Genomic DNA, 14,235 nt, shown 5'->3' with positions numbered 1-14,235 from the left:
GCTGTGCGACATTCCCGAAACCGGGGGGCGGAAAAGTGGGTCCTCGGGACAAGCCCGAGGATGACGGTGGTAGAACGGGGGGCTAAAGTCGCTCCAGCCGCTTGGCGTGGTTGGCTACCATGCGCAGCGCCAGGCTGTCGGGCAGGAAAAGCGCCAGGCCGGCCATGACGTTGTTCATGACGCCGGGCGTGACGCTGGGGCGGTTCGCCTCGCAGGCGTCGTAGCCGATCCTTGCCACGCGGGCGGCGTCCATCCACATCCAGGCCGGATAGGCGGTCGAGACCTGATCGCGCGAGCCGTTGACGTCGTGGAACTCGGTCAGGGTGTAGCCGGGGTTCAGGACCGTGACATGGACGCCCGTTCCCAGCGTCTCCAGATAAAGCCCCTGCGACGCCTTGATCAGGAAGCTCTTGATCGGCCCATAAAGGGTGTCGCCGCCGGTCGCGGGCATCTGGCCGGCTAAAGACGCTACGTTCAGCACCCGGCCGAAACCGCGCTGGATCATGCCGGGCAGCAACAGGCGCGACAGCTCGACCGGCGCGGTCAGCATGACCTGGATCATGGCCCGGTGGGCGGCGAGGTCCGTGTCGAGAAAGCCGGTGACCCGGCTGAAGCCCGCATTGTTCACCAGTCCGTCGACGATCAGGCCGCGCGATGCGACGGCGGCGACCAGCCGTTCGGGCGCGGCAGGGTCGGACAGGTCTTCGGGGATGACGGTCGCCGTCACGCCGTGGGCGGCGGTCAGTTCGTCGGCCAGGGCCTGCAGCGGGCCTTCACGACGCGCGGTCAGGATCAGGTTCCAGCCCTCGGCCGCATAAGTTCGGGCCAGCGCTGCGCCGATGCCGGCCGAGGCGCCGGTGATCAGAACCGTGCGGCTCATGCGATCATTAGGCCGCGACGGGGCAGGACTTGTGCGGCGCATAAGCCGCCAGCGAGATCGGATTCTCGGCCAGCAGGTCTGCAATGGTGATCTTGGACAGGGCTTCGGTCGCGGCCTCGTCGGCGGCGGTCAGGGCCTTGGCCACCTGGCGCGGAATATGTTCGCTGATCGGACAGCCCTTGGCGCCGGCGGGGGGCGAGCCGATGTGGGCGCAGCCGTTCACGGCCTTCAGCACCTCGTCCAGCCGGATATCCTCGGGCCGACGCAGCAGCCACGACCCGCCGGTGGCGCCGGGACGGGTAGCGATCAACCCGGCCTTGGCCAGCAGGGCGGTGACGCGCCGGACCACGACGGGGTTGGTCGGGATCGACGAGGCCAGCACGCCGCTGGGCGCCGCCTGGGCAGGCCCATAGGCGCCCTTGTGGGCCATATAGGCCAGGGCGTGGGCGGCGACGGGGAAGCGCTGGCTGTCTGACATGGTTTTGTTCCTAGTGTGAAAATAGGCGCTCATGGCCTGAATCACAAATCGATCCGCAGAACGCCGAAACCGAATCCCCCTCGGCACGATTGAAGACCGCGCGGAATGAGCCTAAAGGCTCGCCGCTTTGAAGGGACCGACGCCGCGTCGGAGACCCGGAGGATACGCATGGCCGGGGATACTCCCCACGACGCGGGCGCTCTCCCCGCCGCGTCGAACACGCCGGACAAACCCACCCACGCCACGGGACCCGAGTCCCACGCCCCCGGGGGCCAGATCGCCAAGCACGGCGGCTTCTGGGCTCTGACCGTGGGCGCGATCGGCGTGGTGTTCGGCGACATCGGCACCAGTCCGCTTTACGCCCTGCGCGAAGCGATCGCCCATGCCCAGTCGGGCGTCGGCGGGGACCTGGCCGTGATCGGCGTCGTCTCCCTGGCCTTCTGGGCTCTCATGGTGGTGGTGACGTTCAAATACGTCTTCTTCCTGATGCGCGCCGACAACAAGGGCGAGGGCGGCACCCTGTCGCTGATGGCCCTGGCTCAGGTCGCCGTCGGCCGACGCAGCGCCTGGATCTTCATCCTGGGCGTCTGCGGCGCGGCGCTCTTCTATGGCGACGGCATCATCACGCCCGCCATTTCCGTGCTGTCGGCGGTGGAGGGGTTGCAGGACGCGCCGGGTCTGGCGGGCAAGTTGGACGCCTTCATCGTGCCGATCTCGGCCGGCATCCTGATCGCCCTGTTCATGGTCCAGTCGCGCGGCACGGCCAGCCTGGCCAAATATTTCGGGCCGATCACCGCCGTATGGTTCCTGTGCCTGGGCGCGCTGGGTCTGTATCATATCTTCGACGACATCAGCGTTCTGCGCGCCCTGTCGCCCCACTACGGCGTCATGCTGTTGATCAACGACGGCTTTCTGGGCTTCATCATCCTGGGCAGCGTCTTCCTGGCCGTGACCGGAGCAGAAGCCCTGTATGCGGACATGGGCCATTTCGGAAAGGCGCCGATCCGCATGGGCTGGCTGGCCTTCGTCCTGCCCTGCCTGACGTTGAACTATCTGGGTCAGGGCGCCCTCATCCTGGACAATCCGGCCGCCGCAGAAAATCCGTTCTGGAATATGGTGCCGCAGTTCGCCTACTGGCCCATGCTGATCCTGGCGACCGCCGCCACCGTCATCGCCTCGCAGGCCGTGATCACCGGCGCCTTCTCGGTCACGCAGCAGGCGGTGCAACTGGGCCTTCTGCCCCGCATCGACATTCGCAACACCTCCGAGACCCAAGCCGGGCAGATCTTCGTGCCGGCGGTGAACACCTTCCTGATGATCGGGGTGCTGGTGCTGCTGGTCGTGTTCCAGAGCTCGCACAATTTGACCGCCGCCTATGGCGTGGCGGTGACGGGGACCATGCTGGTCAATACGCTGATGGCCTACTCCGTCATCCGCAAGGGCTGGAAATGGCCGATGTGGGCGGTGGCCGGAACCCTCATTCCGTTCGCCTTCATCGACAGCGTCTTCCTGACCTCCAACCTGCTGAAAATTCCTGACGGGGCCTGGATGCCGCTGGTGCTGGGCGCCTGTCTGGTGGTGATCATGTGGACCTGGGTGCGCGGCACCCAGATCCTGACCGCCAAGACGCGCAAGGACAGCCTGCCGCTGAACGATCTGATCGAGATGCTTCAGGCCCGCCCGCCGCACCGCGCGCCCGGCATGGCCATCTTCCTGACCAGCGACCCGGACGTCGCTCCCGTCGCCCTGATGCACAATCTCAAGCACAACAAGGTGCTGCACGAGAAGAACGTCATCCTGACGGTCCGCACCTCCGAGCGGCCGCGCGTCAAGGAGGCCGACCGCGTCAGGATGGAGCCGATCAACGACGACTTCAAAAAGGTCACGGTCACATACGGCTTCATGGAGACGCCTAACGTGCCGCGTGCGCTGGGTCTGTGCCGCAAGCAGGGGCTGAAGTTCGACATCATGTCGACCAGCTTCTTCCTGGGCCGGCGCTCGCTGATCCCCTCGGCGCGACAGGGCATGCCCTTGTGGCAGGACCGGCTGTTCATCTTCCTGATGCGCAACGCCGCCAATCCGACCGACTTCTTCCATATTCCCCCCGGCCGCGTGGTCGAGCTGGGCGCGCAGGTGGCCGTATGAGTGCTGAGGGACGAGGCGGACAGAGTTCGCAGGCGCGTGGGCGCCGCATGGCTGTCAAGGGTCGCCCGCGCCCTGTTCCGACCGTTGACGCCGCCGCCGCCCCGTCCCAGGACGACATCGGCGTCGAGGCCCGCGTTGTCGCCGGCATCCTGCTGAACGCGGCGCTCGAGAAGCGCAACGGCCTGGACGAGGCCTTGTCGCAACCGGCTGCACGCGCGCTGGAGCCCGTGGATCGCGCCTTCGCCCGCGCGGTCGCGATGGCGGCCCTGCGTCGCCTGGGCGAGATCGACCAGATCCTGAACCGCCGCCTGAAGAAGTCCCCGCCCGAGGCCGTCCGCACCCTGATGCGCATCGCCCTGGCCCAGACCCTGGTGCTGGAAACCCCCGCCTTCGCCGCTGTTTCCACGGCGGTGAAACTGGCCGAGCGCGATCCCAAGACCCGGCCCTACAAGAACCTGGTCAACGCCGTGCTGCGTGGCGTTGGCCGTGAAGGCCCCGGCCTGACGACGGCCGAGAGCAATCTGCCCGACTGGATCGCCGCCCGCTGGAAGGCCACCTATGGCGAGGCGGCCCTGGCCGGTCTGGCCCTGGCTGCGCGTGAAGAGCCGGCGACGGATCTCAGCCTGAAGCCCGGCGTCGACCCCGCCGCCGTGGCCGCGGCAGTGGAGGGTGAAGCTCTGGCCGGCGGAACCGTTCGCACCGGCCGTCGCGGCGATGTCGCCTCCTGGCCCGGATTCGACGACGGCGACTGGTGGGTGCAGGACGCCGCCGCCGCCGTGCCCGGTCGTCTGCTGGACGTGAAATCCGGCGAGACCGCCCTGGACATGTGCGCCGCGCCGGGCGGCAAGACCCTGCAACTGGCCGCCGCCGGCGCATCGGTCGTCGCCCTGGATCGTTCGGCCCCGCGCCTGAAACGCCTGACCCAGAATCTGGAACGCACCGGCCTGACCGCCGAGGTGATCGCCGTTCCCGCCGAAGAGTGGGAGGACGACCGCACCTTCGACGCGGTCCTGCTGGACGCCCCCTGCACCGCCACCGGCACCTTCCGCCGCAATCCGGAAGTCCTGCGCGCCACCAAGCCCGCCGAGGTCGCCAAACTGGCCGATGTCCAGCACCGGCTGCTCGACGTCGCCGCCGAACGGGTCAAGCCCGGCGGGCGGATGGTCTATTGCACCTGTTCGCTGGAGCGCGAGGAGGGCGAGACCCAGATCATCGCCTTCCTGCGCCGCAACCCCGCCTTCCGCACCGTCGCGGCCGACCCGGCCGCCCTGGGCGCCCCGCCCGAGGCCCTGACGCCCGAAGGCTGGCTGCGTATCCTGCCCTCCATGTGGGCCGAACACGGTGGCCTCGACGGCTTCTTCGCCGCCAGGCTGGAACGGATCGCCTAGGTTTTTCTAGGAGCGCGTTTCGACTCAGGCAGGGCGCCGGCGGCCTTTCGCAGGTCGGCGTATTCCTGCTCCACCCGTGCTTTTTCAAGCGCACGCCTCTGGATGTCGAAGGCCTTGTAGGCCGCCTTGGCGTGGCGGTCGGCGTCGCCCTTGGAAACACGTCCGCCGTTGGACAGAACCACGCGGCCCAACCCCTTCAACTGAGCGTTTAGAAGTTCGGAAGCTTGCGCCATCGTCGTCAACCGACCGGTCTCCAACTGGTCCTCGAAGATGGTCAGCAGCAGGTCCGTCAGACGATTCAGCTCGCGGACTTCTGCCGGCGCCAGGAAGTTCTTGGCCACGGTCACGTCGGCCGAAACTATTCGCTCACCCTTCCAGGTCCGAAGGCCCATGTCAGGTTCCGCCGCGTCGGCGCGCGTCATCAGCATCTCGGCGGGCGTGTGACTGGTCACCGCGTAGCAGAGCTTGGCCTGGGTGTTCCGGTAGAAGGTGCGCCAGGCGTCCGACTTGGGATCGTAATCCTGGCACAGGCTGCAGATCTGGCGGATTTCCGCATAGAGGTTAGCTTCCTCGCTGCGGATGTCGCGAATGATGGCGCGCAGTTCGCGGATACGATCCTGCTCGCCGCCCGCCTTCATCCGCTCCACATCGACCACGAAGCCGCGCGTGGCGAACCGGATCAGCACGGCGGTGGCCCAGCGACGGAACAGGGTCGCCTGCGCCGAACTGACCCGATAGCCGACCGAGATCACCATATCGAGGCTGTAGGCTCTGACGGTCCGGTCAGCGGGACCCTTAATTTGCATAAAATGCAAATCGGCGGCGTCGCCTAACTCGCCCTCTTCCAGAATTGCCGCGATATGCCTTGATATGACCGAGACATCTCGACCGAACAGGCTCGCGATCTGCGCCTGGCTCATCCACAGCGCATCGCCGTCGAAGCGGATTTCGACCCTGGCTCCGTCATGGGCTCCATAGATCAGGAAGCGGTCTCCGGAGCCGTCCTCGAACACGCGAACGGGCTCGGCGGCAGACGGGTCTTGCAGAGACATCAGGACTTCCTGCGCAAGTTTGGCGTGAACAAGAGTAGAACATGTCGGCGCTTCCTCGCCAAGCCGGTTGCTCCCGTCGGCGCCGCGCCTTATCCGGAAGGCCATGGCCCTCACCCCTCTGATCTGTCCGTCGATCCTCGCCAGCGATTTCGCGCGGCTGGGTGAAGAAGTCCGCGCGCTGGAGGCGGCGGGCGCCGACTGGATCCACGTTGATGTGATGGACGGGCATTTCGTGCCGAACATCACCCTGGGCCCCGACATCGTGAAGGCGATCCGGCCACACACCAGCTTGCCGTTCGACGTGCACCTGATGGTCGCGCCGGTCGATCCGTGGCTGGAGGCGTTCCGCGAAGCCGGCGCCGATGTCCTGACCGTCCATCCCGAGAGCGGGCCGCACCTGCACCGCACCCTGGGCCGTATTCGCCAGCTGGGCGCCAAGGCGGGCGTGGTGTTCAATCCGGCGACGCCGCTGTCGATCCTGGAAGAGGTGGTCGACCTGGTGGATCTGGTGCTGATCATGTCGGTCAATCCGGGCTTCGGCGGCCAGAAGTTCATCGATAGTTCCCTGCGCAAGATCGCCGGCGCGCGGACCATTCTGGACCGGGCCGGCTCGGCGGCGCACCTGCAGGTGGACGGCGGCGTGACCTCGGCCAACGCCGGGGCCTGTGTCGCCGCCGGCGCCGATGCGCTGGTCGCCGGATCGTTCGTGTTCAAGGGCGAATACGCGACCAATATCGCCGCCCTGAAAGCCGCGCCGGCCACCCCTCAGAACGTGCTGTGAGCCCGCTCGGCCCCTTTGCTCCGCGCGGGCAGGAAACCACGCTGGACGTCGCCTCGGGCCAGATCCCCGGCCTGCCCGGCGCCCCGGTGCGCACGCCGGTGCGCTCGGGCGATACGATCGCGGGACCGGGCCTGTGGCCCGCCATCGCCGGGCGGGTGGCGACGCGACAGCTGTGGATCGAGCTTTATGGTCTGCCCGGTTATGGACTGACCTTGGGCGGCGGCAAGGTGACGGCCTTCGCCGCAACGCCGCGCGACTTCCGCCCCCATGATCCGGCGCCGGGCCGCAATGTCCTGGCCGGACGCTTCATGTTGGCGGGGGCCTCGATGGAGGTCGAGCCGCCGTCCGATCCGTGGAACCGGCCCAGCCCCTCGCGGCCGTTCGCCGTCGAACTTCACGCCTTCGCCTGGCTGCCGGGCTTGATGGCCCAGGGCGAGCGCGGCGCGCGCGAGGCGTTGCGTCTGACCCTGGCCTGGGCCGACACCTTCGCCCGCTGGTCGCCTTTCGCCTGGGGACCGGAAATCCTGGGGCGGCGGGTGGTCAATCTGGCGTGCGGCGCGCGGCGGATGGGCGCCGTCGCGACCGAGGCCGAACGGCTGAAGCTGGCTGATAGCCTGGCGCGCCAGACGCGTCAGCTGCTGCGTCCGCCCGGCGGGCTGGCCAGCCGGGCCGAACGGCTGACGGCGGCGGCCATCGGCGGCTGCGTCCTGGCCGGCGCGCCGGGACAGGCCTTGCGTCGTCGCGCTTTGGGGCGGTTGGACGGCGCCTTGAAGGCCACGGTTCAGGACGACGGCGGTCATGCCACGCGCAGTCCCGAGGCGGGGCTGGAGCTTCTGCTCGACCTGCTGACGCTGGACGACGCCCTGTCGCAACTGTCCGAACCGACGCCGGACGGCGTTTCGGGCGCCATCGCCCGGCTGACGCAGGGCTTGCGCCTTCTGACCCTGCCCGACGGCCGTCTGGCCAGCTTCCAGGGCGGCGGACCCTCCAGCGCCGAACGCGTCGCGGCGGCCCGCGCCCATGACGACGAGGCCGCCCCGGCCAAAGGCGATCCCGCCCATTCGCCCGCCGGCACGGTCGCCGGCCTGACGCGCATCGCCAGCCCCCTGCTGACCATCATGGCGGATGCGGCCCCGCCGGCCCGAGGCGCCTGGGGCGCCGCCGCCTGCGCCCAGCCGATGGCGCTGGAGATTGCCTGCGGCAAGGACCGACTGGTCACCGGCTCGGGCTGGACCCCGGCCTCGACCGACCGCCAGGCTTTGCGGCTGACTCCCGCCCATTCGACCCTGACCCTGGGCGAGCGGTCGCTGAACGAGCCGCTCGGCGGCTGGAAGGGCGATCTTCTGGGCCCGCGCCTGGTCGGGCCGCCGATCCATGTGACGACGGACTTGCGCGACGGCGACGGCGCCGTCTGGCTGGAGATGGAGCACGACGGCTGGAACGAACTGTTCGGCCTGAACCATCAGCGTCGGCTGTATCTCGACCAGCGGCTGGACGAGCTGCGGGCCGAGGAGAAGCTGTTCCCGACGCCGGGCCGCAAGGAGATGGTGCGCCAGATCGCGGCCCCCTACGCCATCCGTTTCCATCTGGAGCCGGGGGTGCAGGCCTCGCTGGCGCGCGACCGCCGCTCGATCCTGCTGCGCGGCGCCTCGGGCCGGGGCTGGTGGTTCAGGACCGACGGTCCCGACGTGGCCATCGAACCCAGCGTCCATATCGACGCCGGCCTGACGCGCCGCAGCTTGCAGATCGTGGTGCGCGGCTCGGCCCGCACCGACAGCGAGAGCAAGATCCGCTGGAAGCTGAGCCCGGCCGGCGCGAGCGGCGAACCGACGTAGAAGGGTGACGCAGCGCCGGTTTGGGTCTAGAGGGCGCGCCATCCTCCCCCAGCCTTCACGGACGCCGCCTCATGCCCGCCGCTCCCGACTTTCCGCCCGCGCCCGATCAGGTGAAGCCGCAACGCGCCCTGATCTCCCTGTCCGACAAGGCCGGGCTGGAAGACGCCGCCCGCACCCTGTACGACCTGGGCGTCGAGCTGGTGTCGACCGGCGGCACCCGCGCGGCGATCGCCAAACTGGGTCTGCCGGTCAAGGACGTGGCCGATCTGACGGGCTTCCCCGAGATGATGGATGGTCGGGTCAAGACCCTGCACCCCATCGTCCATGGCGGCCTCTTGGGCGTGCGCGACGCGGCCGACCACGCCCAGGCCATGACCGATCACGGCATCGGCGCCATCGATATCGTCTGGATCGACCTCTATCCGTTCGAGTCCACCGTTGCGGCGGGCGGTTCGTTCGAGGCGGCGGTCGAGAATATCGATATCGGCGGTCCGGCCATGATCCGCTCGGGCTCCAAGAACCACGGCTATGTCGCGGTCGCCGTCGACGGCGAGAGCATTGGCCTGATTCTGGAAGCCCTTAAGTCGGACGGTTCGACTGATCTGGCCCTGCGCAAACGTCTGGCCGCCCGCGCCTTCGCCCGTACCGCCGCCTATGACGCCGCCGTCGCCGGCTGGTTCGCCCAGCAGATCGAGGACGTCGCCCCGGCCCGCAAGTCGATCGCCGGGTCGTTGGCCCAGACCCTGCGCTACGGCGAGAACCCGCATCAGACCGGCGCCTTCTATCGCACCGGCGAGGCCCGTCCCGGCGTGGCCTATGCGACCCAGATCCAAGGCAAGGAGCTGGGCTACAACAATATCGCCGACGCCGACGCCGCCTATGAGCTGGTCGCCGAGTTCGAGGCCCCGGCCGTGGTCATCGTCAAACACGCCAACCCTTGTGGTGTCGCGGTCGGCAAGGATCTGTCGGAAGCCTACGCCCGCGCCTTGGAATGCGACGCCGTCTCCGCCTTTGGAGGTGTGATCGCGGTCAACCGCCCGCTGAACGGCGACGACGCCCGCGCCATCACCGGCATCTTCACCGAGGTGGTCATCGCCCCCGGGGCCGATGACGAGGCCAAGGCCGTCTTTGCTTCGAAGAAGAACCTGCGCCTGCTGATCACGGACGGCCTGCCCGATCCGCACGGACCGGGCGAGGTGTTCCGCTCGGTCGCCGGCGGCTTCCTGGTGCAGAGCCGCGACCGGTCGCTGATCAAGCCGTCGGACCTGAAGATCGTCACCAAGCGCCAGCCGACGCCGACCGAGATCCAGGACATGCTGTTCGCCTTCACCGTGGCCAAACACGTCAAGTCCAACGCCATCGTCTACGCCAAGGACGGCCAGACCGCCGGCATCGGCGCCGGCCAGATGAACCGTCGCGACAGCGCCCGGATCGCCGCCATCCGCGCCAAGGAGGCCGGCGAGGCGAAAGGCCTGGCCCAGTCCCTGGCCGAGGGTTCGGCCTGCGCCTCCGAAGCCTTCTTCCCCTTCGCCGACGGCCTGCTGGAAGCGGTCGCGGCCGGCGCCACGGCGGTGATCCAGCCGGGTGGCTCCATGCGCGACGCCGAGGTCATCGCCGCCGCCGACGAAAAGGGCATCGCCATGGCCTTCACCGGCGTGCGGGTCTTCAGGCACTGATTTTGGAAGGAAGGGCGCTAACGCTCGAGACGCGGTCGCTCGCTGCTTGAGCGCCCTTCCTTCGGCATTTTCGTGACTGGACGCGGATAGCGGCCGGGGCCACTGTCAGCTCATCTGACAGATGACCGGAGCCCCTGCCGATGACCGTTCTGATCCGTCCCGAAGGCCAGACCGCCGACGATCTGAAGCTGAGCCGACGAAGCCTGGGGGCGCTTGGGGGGCTGTTGTTCTCCGGCTATGCCGTCGCGGCCCTGGCCAAGGAGGCCAAGCCGATCACGACCGACGAGGCGGGGCTGGCCACGGAAACCGTGACCTATGCCGCGCCGGACGGCTTCCAGCTTCCGGCCTATATGGCGCGGCCTGCGGGCGACGGGCCTTTCCCAGTCGTCGTCGTGGTGTCCGAGATTTTCGGCGTCCACGAATATATCCGCGACATCTGCCGCCGCCTGGCCAAACAGGGCTATGCCGCCATCGCGCCTGCCTTCTTCAACCGGGTCGAGGATCCCGCGCCCCTGTCGGACATGCAGCGGATCATGCAGATTGTCGGCGCCGCGAACTATGAGCAGGTGATGGGCGACCTGTCGGCGACGCTGGAGTGGGCCAGCCAGCAGTCGTGGGCCAAGGACGGCAAGGTCGGGATCACCGGCTATTGCTGGGGCGGCAAGGTGGTGTGGCAGGCGGCGGCCCGCTTCGCCGCCATCGGCGCCGGCGTGGCCTGGTACGGCCGTCTGGCCCCCGCCGCCGATGCGACGCCGGTGCAGATCTCGTCGGGTCAGCCCTGGCCGGTCGATATCGCCGACGACCTCAAGGCACCGGTGCTGGGCCTGTATGGCGGCAAGGACCAGGGCATTCCGCTGGCCAGCGTGGAGCGTATGCGCGAGGCCCTGGCCCGTGCGGGCCAGACCGGCAGCCAGATCGTCGTCTATCCCGACGCCCAGCACGGTTTCCACGCCGATTACCGCGCCAGCTATTCCGAGACGGACGCCAGGGACGGCTGGTCCAAACTGCTGGCGACCTTCGATAAAGCGTTAAAGAATTAGGGCGTTACTGATGTGAAGGCTGCGGAGGGCGGCCTGAGTGGAGGGTTGGATATGAACGGATTGCAGCGTCGTGGGGCGGTCGTTCTGGGCCTGAGCCTGTTGTTCCTTCCGCTTGCTGCGTGCGGCGGCGGGGGAGGCGGTGGTGGCGGTGGAGGCACGATCACGCCCCCTGTTCCACCGCCCCCGCCACCGCCGCCCCCGCCGCCGCCGCCTCCCCCTCCGCCGCCCCCTTCGGTGACGTCGAGCGAGTATCTGCGGAACTATGGTCTGGCCAATATGAAGGCCCAGGTCGCCTGGCAGGCCGGGGCGACCGGGTCAGGCGTCACCGTCGCCGTCGTCGATTCCGGCATCGCCAACACCCTGCCCGAGCTTGAAGGGCGGATTTCCAGCGCCTCGACCGACGTCGTCGCGGGCCGCAACACCCCCTATGTCGCCTCAAGCAGCCACGGCACGCGCGTGTCGGGCGTCATCGCCTCGAACTTCAACGGTTTCGGCACGATCGGCGTGGCCTATCAGTCGACCATTCTGTCGATCCGCACCGACATTTCGGACTGTACGGACGAGAACACCGAGGTCTGTTTCAGCAGTTCGGACCTGGTGCGCGCCCTGGACTACGCCGTCGCCAACGGGGTCAAGATCATCAACATGTCGCTGGGCGGCGACGGTCGGCTGGGGTCGGCGTTCGAGGCGGCGCTGCTGCGCGCCGTCAACGCGGGCGCCGTGATCGTGGCCTCGTCGGGCAATGACGGCGAGGCCAATCCCGGCTGGCCTGCGCGCTACGCCATCGACCCCCGGTTCGCCGGCAGCGTGATCGCGGTCGGTTCGCATGGCGCGACCGATGTGATGTCCAGCTTCTCGAACCGGGCCGGCGATACGGCGGTCGGTTATATTTCAGCGCCGGGCGAAGACGTCATCACCGGCTGCGAAGGCACGTCCTGCTGGCGGGTCAACGGCACATCGTTTTCGGCGCCCCATGTCTCGGGCGCCCTGGCCCTGCTGATGCAGGCCTTCCCCAATCTGACTGCGCGGGCGGCCCTGGCCATTCTAGTCGATACCGCGCGGGATGCGGGTGATCCAGGAACCGACATCGTCTATGGGCGCGGCCTGCTGGACATGGCCGGCGCCTTCCGGCCGGTCGGTACGACCTCCACCCCGATGGCGGACGGAAGCTCCATCGTCACCATCACCGAGCCGGGCAGTTTCGTCGGCGCGGCCTTCGGCGACGCCTTCCTGCGTCAGAGCGCGCTGAACACGGTGCTGTACGACGCCTATGACCGGATGTTCGCGGTGCAGTTGGGTGGGGCCTATCCGACCGCGCCCAGCCGATCCTATCAGGCGGCGCCGTTCGAACAGAACACCACCGCCACCACTACGCTTGCGCTGCCGGGCGGCGGGCGGCTGAACCTGATCGCGGCCCAGCCCAGCGCGAGGCCCGAACCCGTGGCGCCGCGTCACGACCTCTATGATGCGCCGTGGATGGGCGACGAACCGCGCCAGGAGGCGATGCTGGACCTGGAAACCGGCCGGATGAACTTCTCGGTCTGGCAGGGCAAGGGCGGGGCGGCGTCGCCGTTCGAAGGCTCGGCCGGCGATGGGTTTGCATCCCTGGCCCAGGCCGACCATGCGGTGCGCGGCGCGATGCGGTTCGGCGCCGTGACCGTGTCGGCCGAAAGCGGAGGCGGGGATCGTCGCATGCCCCTGCGCCGCGTGGAGGAGGACGCCTCGACCTATAGTCGGGCGGCGATCGGATGGCGGGGCGCCGAGGGCGGCCTGTCGTTCAGTGTCGGCGCCCTGGATGAACGGCTTGGGCCCTTGGGCGCCTTCCTGCCTGGCGGGTCGGACTTCGCCCTGCCGTCGCGCACCAGCTTCTATGCCGTGGGCGGCGACTGGACGTTGAGGCCGGGTCTGCGACTGATCGGCGAAGCGGGCATGGGGTCGACGCAGATCGAGGGACGGTTCCTGTCGATGGATCAGGCGGCGATCAGTTCGAACTGGCGGCTGGGCCTGCTGACCGGCTGTACGATGATATGCGACCGGATCAGCTTCACCCTGTCGCAGCCGCTTCGGATCGAGAGCGGGACCTTCTTGGCGCTGCTGGCCGATGTGCCGGTCGAATATTTCGACCCGCTGACCTATTCGCGGCGCAGCTTCTCGGCGTCGCCCAGCGGTCGCCAGATCGACTTCATCCTGGGCGGCGAGCGTCGGCTGTGGGACGGCTCCAGCATGACATTGCAGGCCGTGGCCAGCCGCGAGCCGCGCCATGTGGCGGACGCCGCGCCGGAGTTCGCACTGATCGGGGCCTGGCGGCGTCAGTTCTGACCGACGCCGCCCGCTGACCTGGGATCAGGCCTTGCCGTCGAAGGCCTGACCTTCGGGCGCCTGCGCGGCGCCGTAGGGGTTGGGGCTTTGCGCGCCGGAGCCCTTGGCGGCGACGATGACCATGGCGGGACGGACGGTGCGGCCGAACAGTTCGAAGCCGGACTGCATGGTCTGGAGCACCGATCCGCCGGGCACCGTGTCCGACGGTTGTTCCATCATCGCCTGGTGGAGATGCGGGTTGAAGGCCTCGCCGGCTTCCGGCGCGACGCGTTTCAGGCCATTGCTGTCGAAGGCTTGAAGCAGGGCCTTCTGGGTCAGTTCCAGCCCGGTCACCAGGCCGGCGGTTGCGCCCTCTGCGTCCTTGGGCGCGGCCATCAGGGCGCGTTCCAGATTGTCGGCCACGCCCAGCAGGTCCTTGGCGAAACGCTGGATGGCGAAGGCGCGGGCGTCGTTCTGCTGTGTTTCCGAACGGCGCTTCAGGTTTTCCATCTCGGCGGCGACGCGCAGGGCGCGGTCCTTCCACTCGTCGCGCTCGGCGATGACGGTGTCCAGGGGCGCCAGGTCATCCCCCCGATTTTCAGAAGGATGGGCGTCCAGGCCGTGTTCAGCGTCGGTTTCGGCCGCATCCAGGGCGTCGAATT

At 68.5% G+C, this 14,235-nt stretch carries 11 protein-coding genes; 7 read left to right on the top strand and 4 right to left on the bottom strand.

Annotation, left to right across the window (positions count from 1 at the left end; translation table 11 throughout):
* Nucleotides 1-82: 82 nt before the first annotated feature.
* Both ACP7BH_RS16285 and ACP7BH_RS16280 read right to left on the bottom strand, forming a co-directional pair.
* A complete protein-coding gene (locus ACP7BH_RS16285; protein WP_425986912.1) occupies nt 83-880 on the bottom strand; it encodes an SDR family NAD(P)-dependent oxidoreductase in 798 nt (265 codons plus the stop codon).
* A 7-nt stretch (nt 881-887) separates the two neighbouring features.
* A complete protein-coding gene (locus ACP7BH_RS16280; RefSeq protein WP_135194226.1) occupies nt 888-1,358 on the bottom strand; it encodes an Rrf2 family transcriptional regulator in 471 nt (156 codons plus the stop codon).
* A gap of 168 nt (nt 1,359-1,526) precedes the next feature.
* On the opposite strand from ACP7BH_RS16280, the gene ACP7BH_RS16275 reads away from it, so the two are divergent.
* Nucleotides 1,527-3,503 (top strand): potassium transporter Kup, encoded by a 1,977-nt coding sequence (locus ACP7BH_RS16275; RefSeq protein ID WP_425986911.1) that lies wholly within the window; start codon nt 1,527-1,529, stop codon nt 3,501-3,503.
* A gap of 47 nt (nt 3,504-3,550) precedes the next feature.
* The gene (locus ACP7BH_RS16270; protein ID WP_425986910.1) at nt 3,551-4,891 is read left to right on the top strand and encodes an RsmB/NOP family class I SAM-dependent RNA methyltransferase; all 1,341 of its coding nucleotides are present in this window, start codon (nt 3,551-3,553) and stop codon (nt 4,889-4,891) included.
* On the opposite strand, the gene rhuM is transcribed toward ACP7BH_RS16270, so the two are convergent.
* Nucleotides 4,888-5,943, bottom strand: coding sequence for a RhuM family protein (rhuM, locus tag ACP7BH_RS16265; protein WP_425986909.1), 1,056 nt, complete (start codon nt 5,941-5,943; stop codon nt 4,888-4,890). The two genes, ACP7BH_RS16270 and rhuM, sit on opposite strands and share 4 nt — an antisense overlap.
* 103 nt (nt 5,944-6,046) lie before the next feature.
* Between rhuM and rpe the strand changes: the two genes are divergently transcribed.
* The 5 genes from rpe to ACP7BH_RS16240 all read left to right on the top strand — a co-directional run bounded on the left by rpe (nt 6,047) and on the right by ACP7BH_RS16240 (nt 13,594).
* The gene (gene rpe, locus ACP7BH_RS16260) at nt 6,047-6,724 is read left to right on the top strand and encodes a ribulose-phosphate 3-epimerase (RefSeq protein ID WP_425986907.1); all 678 of its coding nucleotides are present in this window, start codon (nt 6,047-6,049) and stop codon (nt 6,722-6,724) included.
* On the top strand, nt 6,721-8,559 hold the full coding sequence (locus ACP7BH_RS16255; protein ID WP_425986906.1) for a heparinase II/III family protein: 1,839 nt from the start codon (nt 6,721-6,723) through the stop codon (nt 8,557-8,559). The genes rpe and ACP7BH_RS16255 overlap by 4 nt, the downstream gene beginning before the upstream one ends.
* 71 nt (nt 8,560-8,630) lie before the next feature.
* Nucleotides 8,631-10,235 carry a bifunctional phosphoribosylaminoimidazolecarboxamide formyltransferase/IMP cyclohydrolase gene (purH, locus tag ACP7BH_RS16250; RefSeq protein ID WP_425986904.1) on the top strand — a complete coding sequence of 535 codons (1,605 nt, stop codon included), beginning with the start codon at nt 8,631-8,633 and terminating at the stop codon, nt 10,233-10,235.
* 140 nt (nt 10,236-10,375) lie between these two features.
* Nucleotides 10,376-11,275, top strand: coding sequence for a dienelactone hydrolase family protein (locus tag ACP7BH_RS16245; protein WP_425986903.1), 900 nt, complete (start codon nt 10,376-10,378; stop codon nt 11,273-11,275).
* Between the two features lie 234 nt (nt 11,276-11,509).
* Nucleotides 11,510-13,594 (top strand): S8 family peptidase, encoded by a 2,085-nt coding sequence (locus ACP7BH_RS16240; protein WP_425986902.1) that lies wholly within the window; start codon nt 11,510-11,512, stop codon nt 13,592-13,594.
* A gap of 24 nt (nt 13,595-13,618) precedes the next feature.
* Here the strand turns inward: ACP7BH_RS16240 and grpE are convergent, their stop codons facing one another.
* Nucleotides 13,619-14,224 carry a nucleotide exchange factor GrpE gene (gene grpE, locus ACP7BH_RS16235; RefSeq protein WP_425987089.1) on the bottom strand — a complete coding sequence of 202 codons (606 nt, stop codon included), beginning with the start codon at nt 14,222-14,224 and terminating at the stop codon, nt 13,619-13,621.
* Nucleotides 14,225-14,235 lie beyond the last annotated feature (11 nt).

This window comes from Brevundimonas sp. TWP2-1, from assembly GCF_049897645.1.
GTDB lineage: Bacteria > Pseudomonadota > Alphaproteobacteria > Caulobacterales > Caulobacteraceae > Brevundimonas.
The sequence above is the reverse complement of the archived record's forward strand: the minus strand, read 5'-3'. Positions and strand labels throughout refer to the sequence as shown.